This window comes from Pseudoxanthomonas mexicana (assembly GCF_001556105.1).
GTDB lineage: Bacteria > Pseudomonadota > Gammaproteobacteria > Xanthomonadales > Xanthomonadaceae > Pseudoxanthomonas_A > Pseudoxanthomonas_A mexicana_A.
On record NZ_LSIF01000026.1, the window covers coordinates 33,814 to 60,222 of the forward strand.

Sequence of the window (26,409 nt, forward strand, 5' to 3'; positions counted from 1 at the left end):
CCCGTCGCGGCTCACGGCGTATCGATGTCGCGGATCGCCACCTGTTCCACGCTGCCCTTGTCGATGTACGAATCCAGGACGATGGAGGGCCGGTCGCCTGCATACAGGCGGCTCTGCGTGTAGCGCTCGTGCGCGAAGCGCAGCAACACATTGGCGATCGCGGCGATCGGCAACGCCAGCAGCATGCCGAGGAAGCCGAACAACTGGCCGCCGGCCATGATGGCGAAGATCACCGCCACCGGATGCAACCCGATGCGGTCGCCGACGATACGGGGGGTCAACACGTAGCCTTCCAGCATCTGCCCGACCACGAACACGCCCATCACCATCGCCACCAGCGACCAGTCGCCGCCCGACTGCATCAACGCGGCGATCACGCCGAGCACGATGCCGGTAGCGGTGCCGAGGTACGGCACGAAGCTGATCAGGCCGGCGATGATGCCGACCAGCAGGCCGACCTTGAGTCCCACCACCGACAGGCCGATCGCATAGATCGCGCCCAGCGCCAGCATCACCAGGAACTGACCACGCAGGAACGCACCCAGCACTTCGTTCGATTCCAGCGCCAGTCGGGTCACCGTCGCGATGTGGTCGCGCGGCACCAGTGCGGCGATGCGTTCGACCAGGACGTCCCAGTCGCGCAGGAAATAGAACGTCAGGATCGGCAGCAGCACCAGGTTGGCGACCCACGCCATCACCGCGAAGCCGGACCGCGAGAAATAGCCGAACAACGTGGCCGCGACACCACCGGCCTGCTGCCAATGGCTGCGCACCCATTCCGTCACGCGGTCGGGATCGAGCCAGGCAACCAGTTCCAGCCCGGTGCGGCGCTCGACCCACGGCAGCGCGGTCTGCACGAACCAGTCGTGGTACGCCGGCAACGATTCGATCACCGTGGCCACCTGCCGCTCGATCATCGGCACCAGCAGCACCAGCGCGAGCGTCAGCAACAGCACCATCAGCGTGAATACCAGCACGACGGCGGTGGTGCGGGAACGGCCTGAACGCTCCAGGCGATCCACCCACGGATCGCCCAGCCACCCCAGCAGCGCAGCGCAGACGAAAGGCGTCAGCACCGGCGCCAGCAGCCAGATCAGCCAGCCGACGATCAGGGCGATCAGCAGCCATTGCCAGCGGCGGGCCAGCGTACCGGCCGGCGTGGAGGAGAGATCCATGCAGCGTCCTTGTGTCAACGCATCTGGTAGGCCGGCGGCTCGCCTTCGCCACCGGTGAAAGGAGCCTCGTCGCCCATGGTGCGGCGGAAGCCGGCCAGGCCCGAGACCAGTTCGAGGTCGAGTTCCAGCACATCGCCGCTGGCACGCACCGGCGTGATATGGCGGACCACGGCCATCTTCTGCAGATGGCCGGTCAGGCGCAGGTAGTCGTCCGTGTTGCGGATACCGGTGAACAGCACGCGGTAGGTGCCGGCCGGACCCGCGCTGCCACGCTTGCCGTAACGCTTCACCAATGCATCGGCGGTGCCGTCGGCACCGGACGCCATCGCACGTCGCGCGTCCGCATCGGTCACCGACCATTTGCCAAGTACCTTGCCGGCATCGACGAACACCCAGTCGGCCGTCCAGCCACCCTTGGCATTGCGGTAAAGCTTGCCGACCAGTTGCATCGGCGGGCTGTAGCGCGCGGATGCACGCGCGACGGCAGCGGTGTCCTGACGCCAGATGGCTCCCACCAACGCCTGTTCCGCCGCCCCACCGGCCGGCAGGCCCAAGCCATAGCCACGCTCGATCGCGCGATTGAGCAGCGGACGCGCGGCATTGGAGTGCGGCAACCCGACCAGGCGCGGGCCGCTGCCATCGTTGATCGCCAGCCAGACCACCGGCTTCGGACGCGGCTGCGGCCACACCGGCAGGCCCAACGCACCCGCCAGGCCGTTGACCTGGTCTTCGTCGAAGCGCACCACCAGCGTGGTGCGGAAGGTCGGCGCACCGGTCGCCGAGGTGCCCTGGTCCTGGCGATAGTCGTAGCCGTCCACGTAGTCCTTGGCGTTGCGCAGCTCGGCACCGACGCCGGGGCGCGACATCGCCGCTCGGTCGCCCGACAGCTTGCCCAGCACCGTGCCCAGCGCGCGCGCGAAGCCGCCCTGACGCTCGGCTTCACCCTGTCCGCTGACCGGCACCTCCGCCTGGTACAGCCCGCGCGCGGAGACCGCATCGCCTTCCGTGCGCAGGCCGGACTGCGCCCGCACGGCGGGCGTCGTGGTCAGTGCCGCCACCAGCAGTGCGGTGGCGAGTGCGATACCTGGGATACGGCGCATCGAGCGTCCTTGAGCTCTGCAGACCCGGCGAATTGTTGCCCGAATGACCCTGTATCGCCAACGGCACCCGTTCAGGGCGGTCGCTCGGACCACCGATTCCTTTAAAATCACGCCTCTGCCCCGCCGACGACCGCCCGTGACCCAGCCGACGCCTTCCGCCCCCACCCCGATGACCTATCGCGACGCGGGTGTCGATATCGACGCCGGCAACGAACTGGTCGAACGCATCAAACCGCTGGTGAAGCGCAGCTTCCGGCCGGAAGTGATGGGCGGGCTGGGCGGCTTCGGCGCGTTGTTCGACCTGTCCGGCAAGTACCGCGAGCCCGTGCTGGTCTCCGGCACCGACGGTGTGGGCACCAAGCTGAAGCTCGCGCAGCAGCTCGGCCGGCACGACACCATCGGCATCGACCTGGTCGCCATGTGCGTCAACGACGTGCTGGTGCAGGGCGCCGAGCCACTGTTCTTCCTCGACTATTTCGCCACCGGCAAGCTCGACATCGACACCACGGTCGCCGTGGTCGGCGGCATCGCCCGCGGCTGCGAGCTGTCCGGCTGCGCGCTGATCGGCGGCGAGACCGCCGAGATGCCCGACATGTACGGCCCGGGCGAGTACGACCTGGCCGGCTTCTGCGTGGCGGCGGTGGAAAAGTCGCGCCTGCTGGACGGCAACAAGGTCCGTGCCGGCGACGTGCTGCTCGGCATCGCCTCCAGCGGCCCGCATTCCAACGGCTATTCGCTGGTCCGCCGCATCTACGACCGCGCCGGCCGACCGGCCGATATCGAGGTGGGCGGCGTGCCGCTCGCCGACGCATTGATGGCGCCGACCACGTTGTACGTGAAGCCGATCCTGGAACTGCTGCAGGCGCACGACCTGCATGGCATGGCGCACATCACCGGGGGCGGCCTGACCGAGAACATCATCCGCGTGATCCCCGACGGCCTGGGCCTGCAGATCGACGCGAGCGCGTGGACGCTGCCGCCGGTGTTCGACTGGCTGCAGCGCGAAGGCGCGGTCGAGAACGCCGAGATGTGGCGCACCTTCAACTGCGGCATCGGCTTCGTGCTGGTGGTCGCGCCGGACCAGCTCGCCGCCGTGCAGACGGACCTGGCCCGCCTGCACCTGACCCACTGGCAGATCGGCGAGGTCGTCACCGCCAGCGGCGGCGAACGCGTCCGCATCGGCTGAGCGCGGCATGCCGCGCAGCAAGGCGATCGCCTTCGGATTGACGTTGGCGGTGTTCGCCGCCACGTGGATCGCGCCGCGCTGGCCGGTCGAGCAGGCCATGCACAGCAGCCTGACCGTGCTCGGGCTGGCCTGGCTGTGGTGGCATGACCGGCGCTGGCCGCTGCGGCCGGCGCATTTCGCGCTGATCTGCGCCTTCATCGTGGCGCACTGCATCGGCGCGCGCTGGCTGTACTCCTACGTGCCGTACGACGCCTGGCTGCAGGCCACGACCGGCTGGTCGCCGGCGGAGGCGTTCGGCTGGCAGCGCAACCATTTCGACCGCTTCATCCACCTGATGTATGGCATCTGCTTCACGCCTGCCGCCTGGCATTGGCTGCGCCAGCGCTGGCCGCAGCTGTCCATCGGGCAGGCCTTCATCCTCGCGGTGATGCTGATCATGTGCACGAGTCTGGTGTACGAATGGCTGGAATGGGCCATCGCACTGACGATGTCGCCGGAGGCGGCCGAGTCCTACAACGGCCAGCAAGGTGACGTCTGGGATGCCCATGCCGACATGCTGCTGGCCACCCTCGGCGCGCTGCTGACGTGGCCGCTGGCCCATGCCGAGCGGCGCGGAGTCGCAGCATGACCGCACGCATCGCGGTGTTGGCCTCCGGTCGCGGCAGCAACCTGCAGGCCATCCTGCAGGCGATTGCCGATAACACGCTGGATGCCGAGGTCGTGGGCGTGTTCTCCGACAAGCCGACTGCGCCAGCCCTGCGGCAGGTACCGGCCGCACGACGCTGGAGCGCCCGACCCACCGCATTTCCCGATCGTGCCGCCTACGAAGCGGCACTGGCGGATGCCGTTGCCAGCACTCGCCCGGACTGGGTGGTCTGTGCTGGCTACATGCGCATCCTCGGCGACGCCTTCATCACCCGCTTCCGCGGTCGCCTGCTCAACATCCATCCCTCGCTGCTGCCCAAACACCGCGGACTGCATACCCATGCCCGCGCGATCGCGGCCGGCGACCCCGAACATGGCGCCAGTGTCCACTTCGTCATCCCCGAACTGGATGCCGGCGCGGTGATCGCCCGGGTGAAGGTGCCGGTCCTGCCTGGCGATACGCCGGAAACGCTGGCCGCACGGCTGCTTCCGCGCGAGCACGCCCTGCTGGTGGCGGTGCTGGGACTGGCCAGTGAGGGCCACTTGGCTGAACAGGAAGACGTCACTCGCTGTCACGGTCAGCCGTTATTAAATCCCCTGTCCCTAGATTCAGCCGACCGTTTGGTTTCCTGACGCCGCCCGCCCCCGATGACCGTCCTGTTCCGCTCCCTGCTGGTTGGCCTGGCCTTGGCCGGATCCGTTGCACCCGCGTGGGCGCTGGATCCGTTCGTGGCCCGCTATCAGGCCTACTACGAAGGCAAGCTGGCCGGCAGCGCGAGCATGAAAGTCGAGCCGAAGAGCGGCAGTCAATGGCAGATCGACCTGAACGTCAAAGGCACGCGCGGTCTGGCCAGACTGGCCGGATTGAACATCGAGCAAAGCACGGTCTTCGACGCCATCGACGGGCAGTTCCGCCCACTCAGCCAAGCCACAGTCCGCCATGCGCTGTTCATGGGCAAGAAGATGGTCGGCACCTACGACTGGGACAACCATAAGGCGCAGTGGCAGGGCGACATCAAGAAGAACCGTCGCGCGCCCCTCCCCCTGCAGCCCGGCGACCTGAGCGCCCTGTTGATGAACCTGGCGGTGATCCGCGACGCCGCGCCCGGCAAGCAGCTCGACTACCGTGTGGTGGACAATGGCCGCGTCCGCGAATACCAGTACGTCGTGTCACCCGAACCCGAAACCGTGACCGTCGAGGACCTGAGCTACAGCGCACTGCGCGTAAGCCGGGCCAACGGCGGCAACGACGAAACCATTTTCTGGGTCGCCGATGGCGTACCCACCCCCGTGCGCATCCTGCAGCGGGACAACGGTCAGGATGGCGTGGATCTCCGCCTGGTCGAATACCAAGGAGCCCCTTGAACATGACAATGACCGCATTCCGCGTGCCGCGCTTGCTGCTCGCCGCCGCACTCCTGGCGGGCGCAAGCGCGCCCGCGCTCGCCATCGAAGCATTCACTGCGCAGTACAGCGCCAGTGCCCTGGGCATGGTCGGCGACGGGCAGATGTCCGTGGTGGCGCAGCCGGGCAATCGCTGGCAGTACTCGCTCAGCGTGCGCAACCAGGCGGTCGAACTGAGCCAGAAGACCGTGTTCGACCTGCAGGATGGCCGCATGCGCCCGCTCAGCAGCACGGACACCTCGCGACTGCTGATCAAGAAGAAGAACGTCAACACGCTTTACGACTGGTCGAAGGCCCAGGCCACCTGGAGCGGCGACGTGAAGCCTGACCGCGCCGGCCCCGTGAAGCTGCTTGCGGGCGACATGGACGCGCTGCTGGTCAACCTGGCCATCGTGCGCGACGTGGCGGCCGGCAAGCCGCTGACCTACCGCATGGTGGAGAACGGTCGCGCCAAGCCGATGAACTACCAAGTTGCAGGCAAGGAGCGCATCACCATCGGCGGCAAGCCACAGGACGCCACCAAGGTCGTCCGCACCGACGGCGACAAGCAGACCATCGTCTGGGTCGTGGCCGACACACCGGTTCCTGCGCGTATTCTTCAGCGCGAGAACGGCCAGGACCTCATCGACCTGACGCTCACGTCCTGGCGCTGACCGCCACGCTGGAGAAACTGCCATGACAAGGATGTCCGCGCTGCTGGCGATCGCCTCCACGGTGCTCGCGATGACGGCCGCCCCGGCTTATGCGTTGAAGCCCTTTACCGCCCAATACGATGCCTCTTACAAGGGCATTTCCGCGGGCGGTTCAATGTCGCTCTCGCAGCAAGGCAACCGCTGGACCCACACGATGGGCATCCGCAACGCGATGGCCAACCTGAGCCAGGCCACCGTGTTCGAGGATGCCGCAGGCCGCTATCGGCCATTGGGAGGCAGTGACCGTTCAACCTACCTGATGAAGACGCGGTCCATCGTCACGCACTACAACTGGAAAGGCATGCAGGTACGCTGGACCGGCGACGTGAAGCCACAGCGGGCCGGTCCGGTGGCGATGCAGGTTGGGGACATGGATGCCCTGCTGGTGAACCTGGCGCTCGTCCGCGATGTCGGCTTCGGCCGCACGTCGATGAACTACCGCCTGCTGGAGAATGGCAAGGCCAAGCCGATGGCCTACCGCGTCGCCGGCCGCGAAAAGATCACCGTGGGCGGGCGTGCGCTGGACACGACCAAGGTGGTGCAAGACGCGGGCGGCAAGCAGACCACCGCGTGGATCGCGGCCGGCGTGCCTGCGCCGGTACGCATCGTGCAGCGCGAGGACGGCAGCGAGGTGTTCCGTCTGCAGCTGACCTCCTGGCGCTGAGTCAGCATCCAGAAAAAAAGCCCGGCGCATGCCGGGCTTTTTCATTCTGCATCGGACTGGAACACCGTCTTGCAGTCCATGCGGATGGTGCCGCTGCCGTCTCGCCAGCCGAACGCGTTGCACTGCCGGTTGCCGTCCTGTTTCTGCTCCACGACCACGGTGAAGATGGCCTGTGCGATCTCGCCCTGGGTCACCGTACCGTCGCCGTTCCAGTCCATGTCGCGGGTGGTGATGCCGTGCGTGGCCGCCGATCCGGTGTAGTGAAGCCATGCGACCAGTGCGAGCAAGGCCGCCACGATGCCGAGCAGGATCCTGCGGCGCAGCGGGAAGCGCGGGCGGATCCCGGACAGCCTGGGATCGTGCCTGCTCACGACACGCGCCTGATTTTCGCGCCCAGGCCGCCCAGCTTTTCCTCGATGTTCTCGTAGCCGCGATCGAGGTGGTAGATGCGGTCGATCGTGGTTTCGCCATCAGCCACCAGGCCGGCCAGGATCAGCGAGGCCGACGCACGCAGGTCGGTCGCCATCACTGGCGCCCCCCCCAGATGCTCTACGCCACGCACGATGGCCGTATGGCCTTCGACACGGATATCGGCGCCCAGGCGCAGGAGTTCGTTGACGTGCATGAACCGGTTTTCGAAGATCGTTTCATTGATCACGCCCACGCCGTCGGCCACGCAGTTCAGCGCCATGAACTGCGCCTGCATGTCGGTGGGGAACGCCGGGTACGGCGCCGTGGTGAGGCCCACGGCCTTCGGGCGTTTGCCCTGCATGTCCAGGGTGATGCTGTCGGTCGTCGTCTCGATCTTCGCGCCGGCTTCAGTGAGCTTGTCCAGCACCGCTTCCAGCGTATCGGGTCGGGCGTTGCGCGCGGTCACCTTGCCACCGGTCATCGCCGCCGCGACCAGGAACGTGCCCGTCTCGATGCGGTCCGGCACCACCGAATGGCGACCGCCACCCAGCCGCTCGACGCCATGGATGACGATGCGCGAGGTACCGGCGCCTTCGATCTTCGCGCCCAGCGCGTTGAGGCACTCGGCCAGATCGGTGACTTCCGGCTCCATCGCCGCGTTCTCCAGCACCGTGGTGCCTTCGGCCAGCGTGGCGGCCGCCATGACGTTCTCGGTACCGGTCACGGTGACCATGTCGAACACGAAGCGCGCGCCCTTCAAGCGCGCCGCGCGGGCCTTGATGTAGCCGTTCTCGACGGTGATCTCGGCACCCAGCGCCTGCAGGCCCTTGATGTGCTGGTCGACCGGGCGCGACCCGATCGCGCAGCCGCCCGGCAGCGACACCACGGCGGCGCCGTGGCGCGCGAGCAGCGGACCGAGCACCAGGATCGAGGCACGCATCGTCCTCACCAGCTCGTACGGCGCGACGAAGCGGGTGACGGTGGTGGGATCCACGGTGATGCCGCGCCCCTTCGCCAACGTGCCCTCATCGATGGTGATGCCGGCGCCCAGCTCGCCCAGCAGCTTCACCGTGGTCACCACGTCGTGCAGGTTCGGCACGTTGGTGATCTCCACCGGCGCATCCGCCAGCAGCGTCGCGCACAGGATGGGAAGCACGGCGTTCTTGGCGCCCGAGATGGTGACTTCGCCGTTGAGCGTGTTGCCACCGGTGACGATGATCTTCTGCATGGAAATCCGGAATGGAGAGTACGGATGGAGGGCGAAGCAGGCCGTGCGATGGCGATCAACCGCCTCAGCGTGCGGAACCGGCCTCGTCGGGGGTGATGGTCTTCAGTTGCAACGCATGGATGGCGCCGCCCATCAGATCGCCCAGCGTGGCGTAGACCATGCGGTGCCGGGCGAGCGGCAGCTTGCCACGGAACGCGTCGGCCACCACGGTCGCCTCGAAATGGACGCCATCGTCGCCCTGCACGTCGGCACGGGCACCCGGCAGGCCGGATTCGATCAGTTTACGGATGGTTTCGGCGTCCAACGGGCTTTCCTAATAAAATACCCGGCCATTCTACCCGCCGGCGCCCCGTTCGCATGCCCCAGTCTTCCCCCCTGACGCCCTCCGTGTCGCCCGCCAGCCTGGCGGCCAGCGGCCGTCGGGTCATCGAGATCGAGGCACGGGCGCTGGATGCACTGGCGGCCCGCATCGACGATGCCTTCGCTGCCGCGTGCCAGACCATATTGACGGGCAATGGCCGTGTCGTCTGCACCGGCATGGGCAAGTCCGGGCATGTGGCGCGCAAGATCGCGGCGACGCTGGCGTCCACCGGCACGCCGGCGTTCTACGTGCATCCTGGCGAAGCCGGCCACGGCGATCTCGGCATGATCACCGACGCCGATGTGGTGCTGGCGTTGTCCTACTCAGGCGAATCGGATGAGGTGCTGATGCTGTTGCCGGTGCTCAAGCGCCAGGGCAACACCGTCATCGGCATGACCGGCCGACCGCACTCCACGCTGGCCCGCGAAAGCGACATCCACCTCGACGTCAGCGTGCCCGCGGAAGCCTGTCCGCTGGACCTGGCGCCGACCAGCAGCACCACCGCCTCGCTGGCGATGGGCGATGCACTGGCCGTGGCGCTGCTGGATGCGCGCGGCTTCACCGCCGACGACTTCGCCCGTTCGCATCCCGCCGGCAGCCTCGGCCGCCGCCTGCTGCTGCACATCACCGACGTGATGCATGCGGGCGACGAGGTGCCGCGCGTGGACGTGGGCGCGACGCTGAGCGAAGCGCTGGTGGAGATGAGCCGCAAGCGCCTGGGCATGACCGCCGTGGTGGCGCCCGATGGTCGCCTGGCCGGCCTGTTCACCGACGGCGACCTGCGCCGCACACTGGACAATCCCGCGCTGGACGTCCGCACCGCCCGCATTGCCGAGGTGATGACGCACGCGCCCAAGACCATCGGTGCCGACCAGTTGGCGGTGGAAGCGGCGCGCCTGATGGAAACGCACAAGATCAGCGGCCTGATCGTGGTGGACGCCGAGCGGCGCCCGGTCGGCGCGCTCAACATTCACGACCTGTTGCGTGCCCGCGTGGTGTAACCCCCGGAACCGTTCCTCATCCCCTCCCCTTTCGCTCCCCCCTTTTTGCCCATGCCCCTGCGCCATCTCCATGACCTGACCGAAGACGTGCTGGCCCGTGCCGCGCGCATCCGTCTGGCGTGCTTCGACGTGGACGGCACGCTGACCGATGGACGGCTGTTCCTCGACGGCGAGGGCCGCGAACAGAAAGCGTTCCATGTGCAGGACGGGCAGGGCCTGGTGCTGCTGAAGCGCGCCGGCATCGAGGTCGCCTTCATCACCGCGCGCAGCGGCACGGTCGCCGTGGCGCGGGGGCGGGAACTGGGCGTGCAGGTCTTCACCGGCGTCAAGGACAAGCTGGCCAAGGTGCGCGAGCTGGCCGCGGGACTCGGCATCGGACTGGAGCAGGTCGCCTTCATGGGTGACGACCTGCCGGACGTGCCGCCCTTTCGCGCGGTGGGCCTGGCGATCGCGCCGGCCGACGCACACCCATGGACCGCACAGCACGCCCACTGGCGCACGCGCCGCGCCGGCGGCCAGGGCGCAGCGCGCGAAGCGTGCGACCTGCTGCTTGGCACGCAGGGTCACGCGCCCACGCTCGAAGGAGGAACAGCATGAGCTGGCGCACCACGCTCGGGCTGATCCTGCTGCTGGCCGCGGTTGTCAGCGGCTGGTCGGCATGGAAGAACCGCGACGTTCCCCCGCCCAACCGGATCGTCACCGACCGCTCGGACTACGTGATGCGCGACTTCGAGATGATCGCGCTGAACGGCGAGGGGCAGGAAGCCGTGGCGGTGCGCGCCCCCGAGATGGTGCGCAACCCGCAGGACCAGACCTATACCATCACCACGCCGCTGTTCCTGTTGCCGGAGGAGGAAGGGCGCTCGTGGGAGCTGCGTGCGAAGACCGGCTGGCTCAGCGCGAAGGGCGAGGAACTGCGCCTGAAGGGCGATGTGCATGGCACGTCGCCGGCCGGTAGCGCCCGCCAGGCAGATTTCCGCTCCGACACGCTCAACGTGTTCCCCGACCGCGATCTTGCCCAGTCCGACGACGAGGTGACGGTAACGCAGCCCGGCTCTAGACTGAGCGGGCGCGGTTTTGAGACCAATCTCAAGACCAACGAATACACATTCAAATCCCAGGTGAGATCCATCTATGAACCGCGTTCTGCTCGCTAGCGCCGCGCTGCTGCTCCTGCTGCCCGCCGCCGGCACCGTGGCCAAGTCCACCGACCGCAACCAGGCCATGACCATCGATTCCGGCAGCCAGACCGGCAACATGGAAGGCAGTGGCAAGACCCTGCTGGGCGGCGGCGTCGTGGTTACCCAGGGCTCGCTGGAAATCAAGTCGAGCGCCGCCGAGATCTACATGGCCGATGGCGAGGTCTCGCGGTCGGTCTTCACCGGCAAGCAGGTGAAGATGAAGCAGCAGATGGACGACGGCACGTGGATGGATGCGCAGGCCGACCGCGTCGAGTACGACATGAAGACCGAGACCATCACCTTCATCGGCAACTACACGGTGAAGTCCGACCGCGGCTCGAACAGCGGCCAGCGCATGGTCTACAACACCAAGAGCGGCAACATGCAGAGCGGCGGCGACGGTACCCGCGTGCGCACGGTGATCCAGCCCAAGACCGCAGCGCCCGCGCAGGGCAAGAACTGATGCTGACCGCGAAGGGACTGCGCAAGCGCTACAAGCAGCGCGAGGTCGTCGCCGACTTCGGCCTGACCCTGCAGCCTGGCGAAGTGGTCGGCCTGCTGGGCCCCAACGGTGCCGGCAAGACCACCTGCTTCTACATGATCGTCGGCCTGGTGGCCGCCGATGCCGGCAGCATCGAACTGGATGGCCAGGACATCACCGCCCAGCCGATGTACCAACGTGCCAAGCTCGGCGTGGGCTACCTGCCGCAGGAACCCTCGGTGTTCCGCAAGCTGAGCGTCGCCGACAACATCCGCCTGGTACTGGAGCTGCGCGACGACCTGGACAGCGCAGGCACCGAGCGCGAACTGGCCTCGCTGCTGGACGAACTGCAGGTGACCCACGTCGCCGACCAGTTGGGCGCCAGCCTGTCCGGCGGCGAGCGTCGGCGCGTGGAGATTGCGCGCGCGCTCGCCGCCCGCCCGCGCCTGATGCTGCTGGACGAACCCTTCGCCGGCGTCGATCCCATCTCCGTCGGCGAGATCCAGCGCATCGTGAAGCACCTCAAGGATCGCGGCATCGGCGTGCTGATCACCGATCACAACGTGCGCGAAACCTTGGGAATCTGCGACCGGGCGTATATCCTCAATGCCGGTAGCGTTCTGGCGCAAGGGGCCCCGGACGCGTTGCTGGCCAATCCGGACGTACGCCGGGTCTATCTGGGCGAGACCTTCCGCCTGTGATCCCCGTCGGCGGCCCAGGCCGCCACACGGGTTTCCAAGGTCGGGAATGAAGCCACGCCTGCAGACATCGCTGGGACAGCAGCTGGTCATGACGCCGCAGTTGCGTCAGGCCATCCGGCTGCTGCAGATGTCCACCGCCGAGCTCGAGATCGAGCTGACCGAGGCGGTGGAAACCAACCCCCTGCTCGACTGGAGCGAGCCCGAGGAAGAGCCGGCCCAGGTCCGTGGCAGCGATGACGACCAGCCACCCGCCGAACCGGTGCAGCAGGTCGAACACGAAGCCGCGGACGACCGCGACGACTGGTCGCCGGACGAGGGGCCGTGGACATCGTCGGGCAGCGGTGGCTCATTCGATGAAGATGAGGGCGGCAGCCCTGCCGAGCGTGTGGCCGAAGCGGACACCCTGCATGGCCACCTGCTGTGGCAACTCCACCTGTCCCACTTGTCGCAACGCGACCGTCGCATCGGCGCCACCCTGATCGACGCGCTCGAGGACGACGGCTACCTGCGCGAACCGCTCGCGGCCATCGCCCAGGCCCTGCGACCGGATGTCGAGGCGGAGGAAGACGACATCCTCGTCGTCCTCAGGCAAGTACAGCGCTTCGACCCGGTCGGTGTAGCCGCTCGCAGCCTCGGCGAATGCCTGCACCTGCAACTCGCGGTGCTGAGCGACGACACGCCCGGCAAGGCGCTGGCGCTGCGGATCGCCGATACCGCGTTGGAGCGCCTCCCGCGCAGTGGCGTGGCAGGACTCGCACAGGAAATGAAACGCCCGCTGGCCGACATGGAGGAAGCCGTGCAACTGCTGCGCACGCTCGATCCCAAGCCCGGCGCGCAGGTAGGCGATCTTTCCCACGATACCTATGTGGTGCCGGACTGCGTGGTCTGGCGCCAACGCGGGGTATGGCGCGCCGCGCTGTCCGGCAACACCCTGCCGCGCATCAGCATCCATCGCGGCTACGAACAGATGATCCGCCAGTGCGGCGACAGCGATGCTGGCTATCTCAAGGCGCAATTGCAGGAAGCGCGCTGGCTGCTCAAGAGTGTCGAAGCGCGCGGCGATACGTTGCTGAAGGTCATGCGCTGCCTGCTGCATCAGCAGGCCGGCTTCCTGGAATTCGGCGAACAGGCGCTGCGCCCGCTGACATTGCGCGACGTGGCGGATGAAGTCGGCCTGCACGAGTCCACGGTGTCGCGCGCCATCGCCCGCAAGTACGTGCGCACGCCGCGCGGCACGCTGCCGATGCGCGCTTTCTTCGCCTCCGGCATCGACACCGAGGGCGGCGGCGAGGCATCCAGCACGGCGATCCAGGCGATGATCCGACGGCTGGTCGAGGGCGAAAACCCGCGCAAGCCGCTGTCGGACGCGAAGCTGGCCGACCTGCTCAAGGCCTCCGGCATCCCCGTGGCGCGACGCACCGTGGCGAAGTACCGCGAGGCCCTCAACATCCTGTCTTCGCACGAACGCGTGCGCATCGGCTGAATCGTCCGCGCGTCGCAGCTGTTTCGTGACTCCGTTCCGCGCCCGCGAAACGCTTTTCTAACACCCCCCTCCATCACGCAAAGATTTGCGTCATAACGGTTGATAGTTGTCGCGGACGGGTCCATCTTGTCTTCGAAGGCATCGCCTTCCGTTGCCACCGACACAGGAGATCACCGGAACCCAAACCCCTGCCGCGTTGTCACATGACACGCTCTCCGCGCCACGCGCGCGGTTCTACCGACCAGAAGGAGGCACTATGCGTATCGAGACTTACGGCCATGAAATCGAAGTCACTCCCGCCTTGCGCGAATACGTGGAAACCAAACTGAAGCGGTTGGAGCGCCACTTCGAGCAACCCTGCGAAGTCCGTACGCAACTGGGAACCCGAAAACCCGATTATCTCGCCGAGGCCACGGTCAACGTGTCCGGGCGCACCCTGCATGCCGACGCCGGCGCGCAGACGATGTATGCGGCCATCGACATCCTGGCCGACAAGCTCGACCGCCTGCTGGTCAAGCACAAGGAAAAGCGCACCGATGTCCAGCGCCACAGCACGCGCGGCGAACTGATCGGCTGACGCATCGCCTCACGGGCCGCTTCGCAAGACGAAGCGGCCCCTTGCATTACACATGACGATGTATCGGCCTGTTGCATCCGCGCCGGACTCTCGCTCGTGGTCGCGCGCATCCTGCAGGGACATTACACTGGCCCTCGCGGCGTCCCCGGCGAACGCCGCCGACCCCGTGTCGTCGATTCGCGCATCCTCGTCCGGAGAAGCACTCCCTCCCCGCCGGTCGCCTTCGCATGATGAATACCAGCATCACCGCCCGTGAACTGTTCGACCAGCAGAAGGACAAGCTGGCCCTGCGCTGGCTGGCCGGACAGAAGGGTGAGAAGCGCGTGCTGGACTCCGGCGACACCGTGTCCCGGCGCCCGTCGCTGGCCGGTTATCTCAACGCGGTCTACCCCAACAAGGTGCAGATCCTCGGCACCGAAGAGCTGACCTGGCTGGATTCGCTCGACTCGCGGCAGCGCTGGGAAACCATCGAGAAGATCGTGCAGGCCAAGCCGCTGGCGCTGGTGATCAGCAAGAGCCAATCCTGTCCGGAAGACCTGCGCGAAGCCGCCAACGAAAACGACACGCCCCTGTGGGGATCGCCCAAGCGCGGCCACGAGCTGCTCAATCATCTTTCCTATCATCTGGCACGCACGCTGGCGCCGCGGGTCACGCTGCACGGCGTGTTCATGGAAATCTATTCCATCGGCGTGCTCATCACCGGCGAGGCCGGATCCGGCAAGAGCGAACTGGCGCTCGAACTGCTGAGCCGAGGCCATCGGCTGGTCGCTGACGACGCACCGGAGTTCACCCAGATCGCGCCGGACGTGCTGGACGGCACCTGCCCCGAACTGCTGCAGGACCTGCTGGAGGTGCGCGGGCTGGGCGTGTTGAACGTGCGCGAGATGTTCGGCGACACCGCCGTGAAGAAGAACAAGTACCTGCGCCTGATCGTCCACCTGACCCGGCCGATGACCGAACCCAATCCGCACGGCTACGAGCGGCTGACCGGCGACTCCGGCACGCGCCACGTGCTGGACCTGGACGTGCCGCTGATCACCCTGCCCGTCATGCCCGGCCGCAACCTGGCCGTGCTGACCGAAGCCGCCACGCGCCTGCATATCCTGCGCACCAAGGGCATCGACCCGGCGGCGATGTTCATCGCCCGGCACAGCAACCTGCTCGAGCGCAGCACGCCATGACCCAGGCCGGCCACGATCCCGCCGAGCTGCACGATGACGGCGCCGTCACGCCGGCGCCACCCACGGTCGTGATCGTCAGCGGACTGTCCGGCTCGGGCAAGTCGGTGGCGCTGAAGACCTTCGAGGACCTGGACTACTACTGCGTCGACAACCTGCCGGTGGACCTGCTGCCGTCGTTCGTGCGCAGCCTGATGCGCGAGGACGAACTGCCGCCGAAGATCGCCGTCGGCATCGACGTGCGCAGCCGCCACAGCGACCTCTCGAAGCTCGCCCAATGGCGTGCCGCGCTCGCGCAGCTGGGACTGGAAGGTCGCCTGGTCTTCTTCGATGCCGGCGACGAGGTCCTGCTGCGGCGCTATTCCGATACCCGCCGTCGCCACCCGCTGGGCCATGGCGGCCTGTCCCTGCAGGAAGCGATCCGCCAGGAACGCGCCATCGTCCAGCCGCTGCGTGGCGAAGCGGACGTCATCATCGATACCAGCCAGCTCAACGTGCATCAGCTGCGTCGCCGGATCATCGCCGAGTTCGCGCTCAACAAGGGCACACAACTGTCGCTGCTGTTCGAATCCTTCGCCTACAAGCGTGGCGTGCCGGCGGATGCGGACTTCGTGTTCGACGCACGCGTGCTGCCCAACCCGCACTGGAATCCGGAGCTGCGCCCCTATGCCGGCCGCGACCCGAAGGTGCGTGCGTTCCTGGATGCACAGCCGGAGGTGGCCGAGTACGTGGGCCAGGTCAGCGGTTTCCTCGACACCTGGTTGCCCCGCCTGCGCGGCGAGACCCGCAGCTACGTCACCATCGCCTTCGGCTGCACCGGCGGCAAGCACCGCTCAGTCTATCTGGCGGAAACCATGGCCAGGCACGCACGCGAACAGGGCTGGGAAGAAGTCGCCACCTTCCACCGCGAACTGGAGTGACCTTCGCCGCTCCTCCGGCGAGACGAAGGTGAGCTGACCAGCGACCGCCTCCGCGCCGCACCCGCTCCGTTCCATTCGCGCCGCTTCCAGCCTGTCATGCCCGTCTGTTAACGTTCCGGCATGGCCTGTGGCATTCTTCTTGTGACTCATCCTGGCGTGGGCGTGGCGATCCTGACGGTCGCTACCGCGCTACTGCGGCAACTGCCCTTGAAAGCGGAAGCCTTCGAGGTGCCGTTCGATGCCGACTTGGACGTCCTGCTGCCGCAGGCGTCGGCGGCGCTGCGGCGCGTGGACGGCGGCGACGGGGTGCTGGTGCTGACGGATCTCTACGGCGCCAGCCCCAGCAACCTGGCCGGGAAGCTGGCCCGCCTGGGCACGCCGGTGCGGCGCGTCTCGGCGCTCAGCCTGCCGATGCTGCTGAGGGTGATGAATTATCCGGAACAGGGACTGGACGACCTGCCTGCCACGGCCGCGGCAGGCGCACGCAATGGAGTCATTCACGACGATGCTTGAACGCGAACTCATCATTTCCAACCGCCTCGGGCTGCACGCACGCGCCACCGCCAAGCTGGTGCAGACGCTGTCCGGCTTCCGCTGCAACGCCACGCTGGCGGCCAAGGGCCGTGAAGTGAACGCCAAGAGCATCATGGGCGTCATGCTGCTCGCCGCCGGCCAGGGCACCCCCGTCACCGTCCGTATCGAGGGCGAGGACGAAACCACCGCGATGCAGGAAGTCGTGTCGCTGTTCGAGCGACGATTCGACGAGGAATCCTGATGCGGGCGCTGCTGCCGGGCCATGGGGCTTCGCGCGGCAGTGCGCTCGGACGCGCCCGGGTCCGGTTGCCGCATGTGCTCGATGTCGCCGAGCAGCACATCGGTGCGGACCAGATCGATGACGAACTGGCCCGCCTGCGCGACGCGGTCGATGCCACCCGCCACGAGATGCACAGCCTGCGCGTGCGCCTGCACGGCGCCCTGGCCAAGGAGGTCGGCGAGTTCCTCGACCTGCACGCGCTGCTGCTGGACGATCCCGAACTGCTGCATGGTCTCGACGAACTGATCCGCACCGGGCGGTATTCGGCCGACTATGCCCTGCGGCTGCAGCGCGATCGGCTCGCCGCCGTCTTCGACGGCATGGACGACGCCTACCTCAAGAGCCGCATGGACGACCTCGACCATGTGATCGGCCGCATCCACGCGCACCTGCACCAGCGCGCGGCCGATACGCCCGGCGTGGCCGGCGAGATCCTGGTCAGCGACAACGTGGCCCCGTCGGAACTGGCCGAACTCCAGCAGCACGGCGTGGTCGCGGTGGTCACCGCTGCCGGCAGCACGCTCTCGCACAGCGCGATCCTCGCACGCAGCCTGCACCTGCCGCTGGTGGTCGGCAACGCGCTGGCACTGCAGAAGATCAACGACGGCGACGTGCTGATGGTCGACGGCAGCACGGGCGAGGTGGTGGTCAATCCCGACCCGGACGACCTGCGCCGCTACCGCGAACGCCTGCGCGATGCCGCACGCGAAGCCCGTGAACTCGGCCGGCTGCGCTCCAAGCCCAGCCGCACCCGCGACGGCGTCGACATCGCGCTGTGGGCCAATGCCGAATCGCTCGAGGACGTGGCCAAGGCGCACACGCTCGGCGCCTCGGGCGTGGGCCTGTACCGCACCGAATTCCTGTTCCTGCAGCGGCGCGAGCTGCCCGGCGAAGACGAACAGTTCCAGGTCTACCGCGACCTGGTGCTCGGCATGGGGGGCCGCCCGGTGACCATCCGTACGCTCGACCTGGGCGCGGACAAGGCCGACCGCACGGGGTTGGTGGTCGGCGACGAGGACAACCCGGCGCTGGGCCTGCGCGGCGTACGCCTGTCGCTGGCGCACGCCGGCGTGTTCGATACGCAGTTGCGCGCCATCCTGCGCGCCTCCAGCTATGGCCCGGTCCGCATCCTCGTGCCGATGGTCAGCAGCCGTGATGAGATCCTCGAGGTCCGTCGCCGGCTCCGGCGCGTCGCGCTGCAACTGGACAAGCAGGGGCACGAAATCGCCGGGCAGGTCGAGCTGGGCGCGATGATCGAGGTGCCCGCCGCGGCGATCGCCCTGCACGCCTTCGTCGACGTGGTGGACTTCGTCTCCATCGGCACCAATGACCTAGTGCAGTACCTGCTGGCGGCCGATCGCAACAACGACACCCTGGGCGAACTCTATTCGCCGCTGCATCCCGGCGTGTTGCGCCTGCTTCGCCACGTGATCCGCACGGGTGCCGAGCACGACATACCCGTGGCGATGTGCGGCGAGATCGCCGGCGACGCCACGCTGGCGCCGATGTTGCTCGCGCTGGGCCTGCGCGAGTTCAGCCTGCACCCGGCCACGCTGCTGGAAGTGCGCCGGGCCATTCGCGAGGTCGACCTGGCCGCACTGCAGGCGCGTACCGAAAAACTCCTGCAGGCACGCGACCGCGCCGGCATCGAGCGCTGGTTGAAGGCGGCCACGGCAAGCTAGTCGCCTGCGGTGGGAGCGACGTCAGTCGCGGCCGACCACCAGGGAGGCCCCATCGCGACTGACCTCGCTCCCACGACCTCTAGTTCCCTTCCACAGGGTGTCCATAAATCGTAGCCCGGGCGATAATGGCGCTATGAACGCTTGATGCCCCGGTCGCATCCGCCTGACGGATCGGCCCCATTCCGGAGTACCGAATGGTCGAAACCATCCGCCACGACAAGACCGCACGCCAGTTGCGCCTGCTCTCCGACGCGCTCGACAGCGGTCGGCTGGGTCCCGTGCGGCGGTTGGTCAACACCTTGTCGCCTGCGGAAATCGGCAACCTGCTGGAATCGCTGCCGCCGGGCAAGCGCGAAGTCGTGTGGGGCCTGGTCGATCCCGAGGACGACGGCGAGGTGCTGGTGCACGTCGGCGACGAGGTCCGCGAGAGCCTGCTGGCGGACATGGACACCGACGAGATCGTCGCCGCCGTCGAAGACCTCGACATCGACGACCTTGCCGACCTGGTCGAAGACCTGCCCGACACCGTCATCGACGAAGTCCTCAAGTCGATGGACCGCGAGAACCGCGAGCGCCTGGAACAGGTGCTGTCGTACGCCGAGGACACCGCCGGCCGCCTGATGAACCCGGACGTGGTCACCGTGCGCGCCGACGTCAACGTCGACGTGGTGCTGCGCTACCTGCGCCTGCGTGGCGAACTGCCGGACCATACCGATCACCTGTACGTGGTCAGCCGTCGCCACCAGTACCTCGGGCGCGTGCCGCTGGCCGCGCTGGTCACACACGAGGACACCACCCCGATCAACCGGCTGATCGACGACGAGCAGCCGGCCATCGACGTGGGCGAGAGCGCGCAGGAAGTCGCGCGCCAGTTTTCCGACCACGACTGGGTGTCGGCGCCGGTCGTGGACGACAACAACATCCTGCTCGGCCGCATCACCATCGACGACGTGGTCGACATCATCCGCGAGCAGGCCGAGCACCAGGCGCTGGGCGCCGCTGGCCTGGATGAGGACGAGGACCTGTTCTCGCCGGTCAAGCGCGCCGTGCGTGGCCGCGTGGTGTGGCTGGGCATCAACCTGTTCACCGCGTTCATGGCGGCCAGCGTGATCGGTCAGTTCGAGATGACGCTGGAGAAGATCGTCGCGCTCGCCGTGCTGATGCCCATCGTGGCCGGCATCGGCGGCAACGCCGCCGTGCAGGTGCTGACGCTGATGGTGCGCGGCCTCGCGCTGGGCCAGGTCGGCTCCAGCAATGCGCGCATCCTGTTGTGGAAAGAGATCCGCGTCGCGCTGATCAACGGCCTGCTGATCGGCGGCATCGTCGGAATCATCGCGTTCGTGTGGTTCCGCAGTCCGCTGCTGTCGCTGGTCATCGCATTGGCCCTGATCATCAATTTCTGCGCCGCGGCCACCGCTGGCGTGCTGCTGCCGCTGCTGCTGAAACGCATGAACATCGATCCCGCCGTCGCCGGCACCGTCGTCGTCACTGCGGTCACCGACGTGATGGGCTTCTTCTGCTTCCTCGGTTTGGCGACGCTGATCCTGTTGCACTGAGACCAGCACGTGGAACGACTCGGCAAGCTCAGCGAATGGAACGACGACCGCGGCTTCGGCTTCATCGCGCCGCTCGATGGCGAACCCGCCCGCGTGTTCTTCCACATCCGCGACTACCGGCTGGACGGACGCCGGCCCGAGGTCGGCGAGCTGGTGAAGTTCACGGCGCAACGCCAGCCCGATGGCAAGTGGCGTGCGCAGGCCGTGCAACGGACCGTCCCTGCGGTGCGTCGCGCCAGTCCGGCGACGCCTGCACGCACTGCATCACGTCCGCCATCGGTCGTTCCGGGCGCGGTGGCCGTGTTCGCGTACGCGCTGCTGATCGCGTGGGCGATCCGCGCAGGCCGCCTTCCGTTCGAGACGATGTTCCTGCCGATGATCCTGTCGGCGATCACCTACGTGGTCTACGCGCTGGACAAGCATGCCGCGCAGACCGGCCGCTGGCGCACGCAGGAAACCACGCTACACCTGCTGGAACTGCTGGGCGGTTGGCCCGGCGCATGGATCGCGCAGCAGACACTGCGGCACAAGTCGCGCAAGCCCCGCTACCGCGTCGTGTTCTGGACGATGGTGGTGCTTCATGTCGCCGTCGTGGGGACATGGCTATGGACGCAGCATTGAACCGGGCGTCGTCGCGCGCTTCCGCATTGCCGGCCCGATAACGCGCTCCTGACGCACGGCCCCCGGGTCGGGCACTTCCTACGCACGGCCGCGGCATGTGCCGATCCCCGCGTTCGATCGAACGCGCGACGCTGACGTCCCTTCGGCCCGGTTCGCCGCCATGCGCCTGCTGCTGTCCGTCCTGCTCTGCCTGCTGACCTGGCCTGCCCTGTCGTCGCCACCCGATCCGATGCTGGCGACCACGTACCGCAACGGCGTGCCCGTCAGCGGGTTCCTGGTCAGCGAGAAGCTGGACGGTGTGCGTGCCCGCTGGGATGGCCGGGCACTATGGACACGTGGCGGTGCGCGTATCGCGGCGCCGCCGACGTTCACGCGCGGCTGGCCAGCCGACCCCATGGACGGCGAACTGTGGATCGCACGCGGCCGCTTCGACGAGGTCAGCGCACTCGTCCGCCGCATCGGCACCGATCCGCAGGCGTGGCAGCGTGTACGCTTCATGGCCTTCGACCTGCCGGCACATAAGGGACCGTTCGTTGATCGGGCCGCGCAGATGCGCACCGTGGTGTTGGCCGCTCGCAGCACGCACTTGGTGATGATTCCGCAGCAGCGATTCAACACCGCCGCCGAGCTGGAGGCAGAACTGGCCCGCGTGGTCGCCGCCGGCGGCGAGGGTCTGATGCTGCATCGACGCACGGCGCTTTACCGGTCCGGGCGCAGCGAGGACCTGCTCAAGTACAAACCCCACGAAGACGCGGAGGCGCAGGTAGTCGCGCACCTGCCCGGCAAGGGCAAGTACACAGGCATGCTGGGGGCATTGCAGGTGCGCACGCCGGAGGGCCTGCGCTTCCGACTGGGCACCGGCTTCACCGATGCCCAGCGCGTCACGCCACCGCCATTGGGCGTGTGGGTGACCTATCGCTACAACGGCTATACCTCGACCGGACTGCCGCGTTTCGCCCGCTTCATGCGGGTGCGCGACGACCGACCTCTGCCAGAGCCGAAACACTGACGCCGTGGATCGGCGCGACACTGCCCGTTGCGCAACCGGGTATGCTGCCGCGCGTTACCCTCGGACCGCGACCGCCATGCGTTCTCTCGCCACCGCCTGCCTGGGCCTGCTGCTCCTGATGACCGCCTGCACCACGACCGCTCCCATGAAGACCACCGGCGAATTCGTCGCGCGCGAGGTCACGCTGCAAGGCAAGACCCACCGCTACCAGGTGTTCGTGCCCGCCGCGCGCTTCCGCAGTGGCAAGCCGCCGGTGGTGCTGTTCCTCAACGGATCAGGCGAGCGCGGCCGCGATGGCGTGAAGCAGACGATGGCCGGCCTGGGCCCGTACCTGCGCCAGCACGCGGATACGTTCCCGGGCATCGTCGTGTTCCCGCAGGCGCCCGATGACACGGAATGGACCGAAGCCGCCGGCCCCATCGCCTTCGCGACGCTGGACGCGGCGATGGGCGAGTTCAACGGCGATCCGGACCGTGTGTCGCTGACCGGCATGTCGATGGGTGGCTACGGCACCTGGGAACTGGCATTGCAGCAGCCCACGCGCTTTGCCGCGCTGGTGCCGGTCTGCGGCGGCATCACCGTCGACTGGACCGATGCACGGCCCGGCCTGCGCGTGCACAGCGTCGGCCATGCCGCCGACCCGTTCGCCGCCGCCGCGCAGCGCCTGAAGGACATACCGGTGTGGATCTTCCACGGCGGCCAGGACAATGTGGTGCCACCGTCGCAGTCGCGCCGCATGGACGCCGCGCTGAAGGCAGCCGGCGCACGCGATGCGCGTTACACCGAATTTCCCGATGCCGACCACAACAGCTGGGACGCGACCTACGCCTACACACCGATGTGGGACTGGCTGTTCGCGCAGAAGCGCGGGCGCTGATCGATGGCCGAGCTCGTCCCCGACTACTTCACCGCCGGCTGGCGCGAACGCGACCTGGCCTGCCCCTGCGGCTGGCACGGCGACAGCCGCGCGATGGCGATGGAGCTGCATGACGCCGTCACCGATTACGCCTGCCCGACATGCGGCAACCTGCTGCTGATCGTGTCGCATCCCTCGCTGGACCAGGTGCGCGCCGCCGCCGTGGGCGGAAACGACGAGGCACTGGCCCAGTTGGCCATCATCGAGGAAGCCCTCGGGCGCTTTCCCGCTGGGTCCGGTTGATCCGCTGGCACGTCCCGCGTCACGCTTCCGGCGCCTGCGCCGGCGGCCGGGCCCGCCGCCCCTCAACCTGTGCCCAGGGCGGCCGATAACCCGGCATCCCCTGGTGGCTGACGGGCATCCGCCCATGGCCGTGCGAGCATCTTTCGATGGCAGACGTAGCCGACGACAACTCCGGAGTGACTGGCGGCTTCCGTCGCTTGTGGTCGCGTCGCCGCGAGGCGGCCGCGCCTGCGTCGCATGAGCTCGCCATGACGAAGGCGGCCAAGGCCGGACCGGCGATCAGCAGCGCGCAGCTGCAGGCACTGTTCGCGCACGCCGAGGAACCCGCCACGCTGCTGTCCGCGTTCGCCGACGGTGTCGCCGGCCTTCCGGGCGAACTCCACGGCATGGGCGAGCGCCTGCAATCCGCTCACACCGACAGCGACTGGCCGCGTTACGGCCGAGCGCTGCGGCAGCTGATAGACAAGTACATCCGCACGGTCCAGGACGAGCCGCTGGCCGGCGAAGCCGAACAGTTGCGCGACCTGCTGCACCAGTTGCTCGTCGGCGGCATGGAGCAACTGCTGCGCGACGACGGCGCGTTGTTGCCGCAGGCGCATGCGCTGGCGGACCGGGTGCGGCAATGGCAGGCCAGCCAACCGATCGTCGATCTCGGCACCGACCTGCGCGACCTCTGCCAACAAGTGGGCCAGCGCACGCATGAGGTGGACGACGCGCAGGAACTGATGCGCAGCCTGTTCGACCTGCTGCTGGAAAACGTCGGCGAACTGATCGAGGACGGCAGCTGGCTGCAGGACCAGATAGGCGCCGTGCGGCAACTGCTCGCCGGTCCCCTCGACCGCACGGCACTGGAACAGACCCGCGCCGGCCTGCGTGAAGTGATCTACAAGCAGGGCCTGCTGAAGCAGGGCCTGGCCGAATCGAAAGCGTCGATGAAGGACATGATGGTGACCTTCGTCGAACGGCTGGACGGGATGGCCAGCAGCACCGGCGAATACCACGACCGCATCAGTTTCCATGCACAGGCCGTGCGCGACAGCCGCAGCATCGCCGAGCTGGGCAGGCGGATGGAAGACATCCTGGACGACACCGCACAGGTGCAGGCGCAGGCACTGCGCGCGCGCGACAGCCTGCTGGAGGCGCGTCGCGAAGTGGAAGAAGCCGAACGGCGCGTGATGAACCTGGAGCAGGAACTGCAGTCCGTCTCCGAACTGGTCCGCGTAGACCAGCTGACCGAAGCGCTGAACCGGCGTGGCTTCGACGAGCTGTTCAAGCGCGAATCGGTGCGTGCCGTGCGCAGTGGCCAGACGCTGAGCCTCGCCTTGCTGGACCTCGACGATTTCCGCCACATCAACGCCGCACACGGCCATCTGGGCGGCGACGCGGCGCTGTGCCACGTCGTGACGCTGGCACGGGCGACCTTGCGCGCCAGCGACGCTGTCGCCCGGTTCGGCGGCGAGGAATTCGTGCTGCTGCTGCCGGAAACCAGCTTCCTGGAAGCGATGGGCACGCTGGAACGCCTGCGCGACCGGATGGCACACAAGCCCCTGGTCTACGAGGGTCGCGGCATCCTGGTGACCTTCAGTGCAGGCGTCGCCCGCTGGCAGCCGGGAGAATCGCAGGACGAACTGCTCGCGCGCGCCGACCGTGCCATGTACCAGGCCAAGCAGGCCGGCAAGAACCGCGTGGTGGCGGCGGCGGACTAAGGCGTCGTCCGACGGCAGCGCCTCGACGCCTCAGGCCAGCAGCATCTCCAGCACCGCCATGCGGATGGCGACGCCGTTGCTGACCTGGCGCAGCACCAGCGACTGCGGACCGTCGGCCACCTCGTCGGTGATCTCCACACCACGGTTGATCGGACCGGGGTGCAGCACCACCGCGTCCTTCGCCGCACGCGCCAGTCGCGTCGTGGTCAGCCCGTACTCGCGGTGGTAATCCTCCAGCGAGGCCACCAGGCCTTCCTCCATGCGCTCGCGCTGCAGGCGCAGCATCATCACCACGTCGACGCCCTCGAGCATGGCGTCGAAATCCTGTCCCACGCGGCAGCCGGCCAGCGTGCCGTCGTCCGGCAGCAGCGACTGCGGGCCGCACACACGGATCTCGCCCGCGCCCAGCGTCTTCAGCGCATGCAGGTCCGAGCGTGCCACGCGCGAGTGGTTCACGTCGCCCACCATCAGTACCTTCAGGCGCGAGAAGTCGGCGCCCTTGGCCTGGCGGATCGTCAGCACGTCCAGCAGACCCTGCGTGGGATGCGCGCTGCGGCCATCGCCGGCGTTGATCAGCGCCGTGCCTTCGCCGGCTTCCGCCGCCAGCGCCTCGACCGCGCCATCGTCGGCATGACGGACCACGAAGCCGCGCACGCCCATCGCTTCCAGGTTGCGCAGCGTGTCGCGCGCGGTCTCGCCCTTGCGCGTGGACGACGTGGATGCATCGACATTCAGCACGTCCGCACCCAAGCGTTGCGCGGCGATGTGGAACGAACTGCGGGTGCGCGTGGACGGTTCGAAGAACAGCGTGCAGATCGTGGTGCCGTCGAGTACCTGCCGGCGTGGCGTGCGGCCGAGCGCGGCATCGCGGATCTGGCCGGCACGGTCGATCAGCCGGCACAGTGTTTCGCGCGGCAGTCCATCAAGGGTGAGCAGGTGGCGCAGGCGTCCGTCGGAATCGAGTTGTAGGGTCATGGGGCGTGGTCGGGAGGAGTCAGGTCAGCTGGGTCGCGTCCTGGGGCGCGGCCAGCCAGCGTTCGATGATGACGGCGGCGGCGACGGCGTCGAGTGCGACGGCATCGCGCCGGCGCTTGCGGCCTTCGCTGCGGTCCAGCGCGAAACGTTCTGCGGCCTCGACGGAGCTGGTGCGTTCATCCACCAGCACCACCGGCAACTGGTAGCGCGTACGCAGCTCGCGGGCGAAGGCATGGGCGCGCTTGCGGATCGGCTGGTCGCCGCCGTCGAGCGTCATCGGGTCGCCGACCACCAGGCCATCGGGTTTCCATTCCGCATGCAGCTTGTCGATCGCCGGCCAGTCGGGCCCGTGCCCGTGCACGTCGATCACCGCCAGCGCCCGGGCGCCGGTGCCGAAGGCACTGCCCACGGCCACGCCGATGCGGCGCGAACCCACGTCGAATCCCAGTACGGTGCCATCCAGCTTCATGCCCAGTGCCTCCGTTCGATACGGTCCGCG

31 protein-coding genes are annotated in these 26,409 nt (G+C 67.9%); 24 read left to right on the forward strand and 7 right to left on the reverse strand.

The window, feature by feature from the left end; translation table 11 throughout:
- Positions 1-11: 11 nt before the first annotated feature.
- Together AX730_RS03675 and AX730_RS03680 are read right to left on the reverse strand one after the other, a co-directional pair.
- Positions 12-1,175, reverse strand: a complete 1,164-nt coding sequence (locus tag AX730_RS03675) for an AI-2E family transporter (protein ID WP_062352128.1) — start codon at positions 1,173-1,175, stop codon at positions 12-14.
- 14 nt (positions 1,176-1,189) lie between these two features.
- Positions 1,190-2,275, reverse strand: a complete 1,086-nt coding sequence (locus AX730_RS03680) for a DUF2066 domain-containing protein (RefSeq protein WP_083537701.1) — start codon at positions 2,273-2,275, stop codon at positions 1,190-1,192.
- A 169-nt stretch (positions 2,276-2,444) separates the two neighbouring features.
- On the opposite strand from AX730_RS03680, the gene purM reads away from it, so the two are divergent.
- From purM to AX730_RS03710, 6 genes are read left to right on the forward strand one after another with little or no spacing between them, the layout of a single operon-like run.
- Positions 2,445-3,461 carry a phosphoribosylformylglycinamidine cyclo-ligase gene (gene purM, locus AX730_RS03685; protein ID WP_062352130.1) on the forward strand — a complete coding sequence of 339 codons (1,017 nt, stop codon included), beginning with the start codon at positions 2,445-2,447 and terminating at the stop codon, positions 3,459-3,461.
- Positions 3,462-3,468: 7 nt separating this feature from the next.
- The gene (locus AX730_RS03690) at positions 3,469-4,089 is read left to right on the forward strand and encodes a DUF2238 domain-containing protein (protein WP_062352133.1); all 621 of its coding nucleotides are present in this window, start codon (positions 3,469-3,471) and stop codon (positions 4,087-4,089) included.
- Positions 4,086-4,739 carry a phosphoribosylglycinamide formyltransferase gene (purN, locus tag AX730_RS03695; protein ID WP_062352136.1) on the forward strand — a complete coding sequence of 218 codons (654 nt, stop codon included), beginning with the start codon at positions 4,086-4,088 and terminating at the stop codon, positions 4,737-4,739. Before AX730_RS03690 ends, purN begins: the two co-directional genes overlap by 4 nt.
- Positions 4,740-4,754: 15 nt before the next feature.
- On the forward strand, positions 4,755-5,471 hold the full coding sequence (locus AX730_RS03700) for a DUF3108 domain-containing protein (RefSeq protein WP_062352139.1): 717 nt from the start codon (positions 4,755-4,757) through the stop codon (positions 5,469-5,471).
- An 8-nt stretch (positions 5,472-5,479) separates the two neighbouring features.
- Positions 5,480-6,163: a DUF3108 domain-containing protein gene (locus AX730_RS03705; protein ID WP_062352143.1), complete on the forward strand. Its 684-nt coding sequence runs from the start codon at positions 5,480-5,482 to the stop codon at positions 6,161-6,163.
- A 22-nt stretch (positions 6,164-6,185) separates the two neighbouring features.
- The gene (locus AX730_RS03710) at positions 6,186-6,866 is read left to right on the forward strand and encodes a DUF3108 domain-containing protein (protein WP_062352146.1); all 681 of its coding nucleotides are present in this window, start codon (positions 6,186-6,188) and stop codon (positions 6,864-6,866) included.
- Between the two features lie 41 nt (positions 6,867-6,907).
- On the opposite strand, the gene AX730_RS03715 is transcribed toward AX730_RS03710, so the two are convergent.
- From AX730_RS03715 to AX730_RS03725, 3 genes are all read right to left on the reverse strand, one after another.
- Complete coding sequence (locus AX730_RS03715; protein ID WP_232310173.1) at positions 6,908-7,237, reverse strand: EF-hand domain-containing protein; 330 nt, start codon at positions 7,235-7,237, stop codon at positions 6,908-6,910.
- Positions 7,234-8,505 (reverse strand): UDP-N-acetylglucosamine 1-carboxyvinyltransferase, encoded by a 1,272-nt coding sequence (gene murA, locus AX730_RS03720; RefSeq protein ID WP_062352149.1) that lies wholly within the window; start codon positions 8,503-8,505, stop codon positions 7,234-7,236. Before murA ends, AX730_RS03715 begins: the two co-directional genes overlap by 4 nt.
- A 64-nt stretch (positions 8,506-8,569) precedes the next feature.
- A complete protein-coding gene (locus tag AX730_RS03725) occupies positions 8,570-8,809 on the reverse strand; it encodes a BolA family protein (protein ID WP_062352151.1) in 240 nt (79 codons plus the stop codon).
- A gap of 53 nt (positions 8,810-8,862) precedes the next feature.
- Between AX730_RS03725 and AX730_RS03730 the strand changes: the two genes are divergently transcribed.
- The 18 genes from AX730_RS03730 (at position 8,863) to AX730_RS03815 (ending at position 24,935) form a co-directional block, all read left to right on the forward strand.
- Positions 8,863-9,867, forward strand: coding sequence for a KpsF/GutQ family sugar-phosphate isomerase (locus AX730_RS03730; RefSeq protein ID WP_062352154.1), 1,005 nt, complete (start codon positions 8,863-8,865; stop codon positions 9,865-9,867).
- A gap of 51 nt (positions 9,868-9,918) precedes the next feature.
- Complete coding sequence (locus AX730_RS03735; RefSeq protein ID WP_062352157.1) at positions 9,919-10,464, forward strand: KdsC family phosphatase; 546 nt, start codon at positions 9,919-9,921, stop codon at positions 10,462-10,464.
- Positions 10,461-11,024: an LPS export ABC transporter periplasmic protein LptC gene (gene lptC, locus AX730_RS03740; RefSeq protein WP_062352161.1), complete on the forward strand. Its 564-nt coding sequence runs from the start codon at positions 10,461-10,463 to the stop codon at positions 11,022-11,024. The genes AX730_RS03735 and lptC overlap by 4 nt, the downstream gene beginning before the upstream one ends.
- On the forward strand, positions 11,002-11,511 hold the full coding sequence (gene lptA, locus AX730_RS03745; RefSeq protein WP_062352164.1) for a lipopolysaccharide transport periplasmic protein LptA: 510 nt from the start codon (positions 11,002-11,004) through the stop codon (positions 11,509-11,511). The genes lptC and lptA overlap by 23 nt, the downstream gene beginning before the upstream one ends.
- On the forward strand, positions 11,511-12,230 hold the full coding sequence (gene lptB, locus AX730_RS03750) for an LPS export ABC transporter ATP-binding protein (protein ID WP_062352168.1): 720 nt from the start codon (positions 11,511-11,513) through the stop codon (positions 12,228-12,230). The genes lptA and lptB overlap by 1 nt, the downstream gene beginning before the upstream one ends.
- 88 nt (positions 12,231-12,318) lie before the next feature.
- The gene (locus AX730_RS03755) at positions 12,319-13,713 is read left to right on the forward strand and encodes an RNA polymerase factor sigma-54 (RefSeq protein ID WP_407071470.1); all 1,395 of its coding nucleotides are present in this window, start codon (positions 12,319-12,321) and stop codon (positions 13,711-13,713) included.
- A 256-nt stretch (positions 13,714-13,969) separates the two neighbouring features.
- Positions 13,970-14,290 carry a ribosome hibernation-promoting factor, HPF/YfiA family gene (hpf, locus tag AX730_RS03760; protein WP_062352174.1) on the forward strand — a complete coding sequence of 107 codons (321 nt, stop codon included), beginning with the start codon at positions 13,970-13,972 and terminating at the stop codon, positions 14,288-14,290.
- A gap of 230 nt (positions 14,291-14,520) precedes the next feature.
- Positions 14,521-15,471: an HPr(Ser) kinase/phosphatase gene (gene hprK / locus AX730_RS03765; RefSeq protein ID WP_062352309.1), complete on the forward strand. Its 951-nt coding sequence runs from the start codon at positions 14,521-14,523 to the stop codon at positions 15,469-15,471.
- Entirely contained in the window at positions 15,468-16,388 is a 921-nt protein-coding gene (gene rapZ, locus AX730_RS03770) for an RNase adapter RapZ (RefSeq protein WP_062352177.1), read from the forward strand. The genes hprK and rapZ overlap by 4 nt, the downstream gene beginning before the upstream one ends.
- A 120-nt stretch (positions 16,389-16,508) precedes the next feature.
- A complete protein-coding gene (locus AX730_RS03775; RefSeq protein WP_062352180.1) occupies positions 16,509-16,901 on the forward strand; it encodes a PTS sugar transporter subunit IIA in 393 nt (130 codons plus the stop codon).
- Entirely contained in the window at positions 16,894-17,163 is a 270-nt protein-coding gene (locus tag AX730_RS03780) for an HPr family phosphocarrier protein (protein WP_062352182.1), read from the forward strand. The genes AX730_RS03775 and AX730_RS03780 overlap by 8 nt, the downstream gene beginning before the upstream one ends.
- The gene (ptsP, locus tag AX730_RS03785) at positions 17,163-18,884 is read left to right on the forward strand and encodes a phosphoenolpyruvate--protein phosphotransferase (RefSeq protein WP_062352186.1); all 1,722 of its coding nucleotides are present in this window, start codon (positions 17,163-17,165) and stop codon (positions 18,882-18,884) included. Before AX730_RS03780 ends, ptsP begins: the two co-directional genes overlap by 1 nt.
- Before the next feature lie 194 nt (positions 18,885-19,078).
- Positions 19,079-20,440, forward strand: a complete 1,362-nt coding sequence (mgtE, locus tag AX730_RS03790) for a magnesium transporter (RefSeq protein WP_062352188.1) — start codon at positions 19,079-19,081, stop codon at positions 20,438-20,440.
- A gap of 9 nt (positions 20,441-20,449) precedes the next feature.
- Complete coding sequence (locus tag AX730_RS03795) at positions 20,450-21,061, forward strand: DUF1294 domain-containing protein (protein ID WP_062352190.1); 612 nt, start codon at positions 20,450-20,452, stop codon at positions 21,059-21,061.
- 160 nt (positions 21,062-21,221) lie between these two features.
- Positions 21,222-22,070, forward strand: coding sequence for a DNA ligase (locus AX730_RS03800; protein ID WP_062352192.1), 849 nt, complete (start codon positions 21,222-21,224; stop codon positions 22,068-22,070).
- A gap of 76 nt (positions 22,071-22,146) precedes the next feature.
- Complete coding sequence (locus tag AX730_RS03805) at positions 22,147-22,947, forward strand: carboxylesterase family protein (RefSeq protein ID WP_062352195.1); 801 nt, start codon at positions 22,147-22,149, stop codon at positions 22,945-22,947.
- 3 nt (positions 22,948-22,950) lie between these two features.
- Positions 22,951-23,229: a hypothetical protein gene (locus AX730_RS03810; RefSeq protein WP_062352197.1), complete on the forward strand. Its 279-nt coding sequence runs from the start codon at positions 22,951-22,953 to the stop codon at positions 23,227-23,229.
- A 146-nt stretch (positions 23,230-23,375) separates the two neighbouring features.
- Positions 23,376-24,935 carry a GGDEF domain-containing protein gene (locus AX730_RS03815; RefSeq protein ID WP_062352199.1) on the forward strand — a complete coding sequence of 520 codons (1,560 nt, stop codon included), beginning with the start codon at positions 23,376-23,378 and terminating at the stop codon, positions 24,933-24,935.
- Between the two features lie 30 nt (positions 24,936-24,965).
- On the opposite strand, the gene AX730_RS03820 is transcribed toward AX730_RS03815, so the two are convergent.
- Together AX730_RS03820 and ruvX are read right to left on the reverse strand one after the other, a co-directional pair.
- On the reverse strand, positions 24,966-25,910 hold the full coding sequence (locus AX730_RS03820) for an aspartate carbamoyltransferase catalytic subunit (RefSeq protein WP_062352201.1): 945 nt from the start codon (positions 25,908-25,910) through the stop codon (positions 24,966-24,968).
- A gap of 19 nt (positions 25,911-25,929) precedes the next feature.
- Positions 25,930-26,379, reverse strand: a complete 450-nt coding sequence (gene ruvX / locus AX730_RS03825) for a Holliday junction resolvase RuvX (RefSeq protein WP_062352204.1) — start codon at positions 26,377-26,379, stop codon at positions 25,930-25,932.
- Between the last annotated feature and the right edge of the window lie 30 nt (positions 26,380-26,409).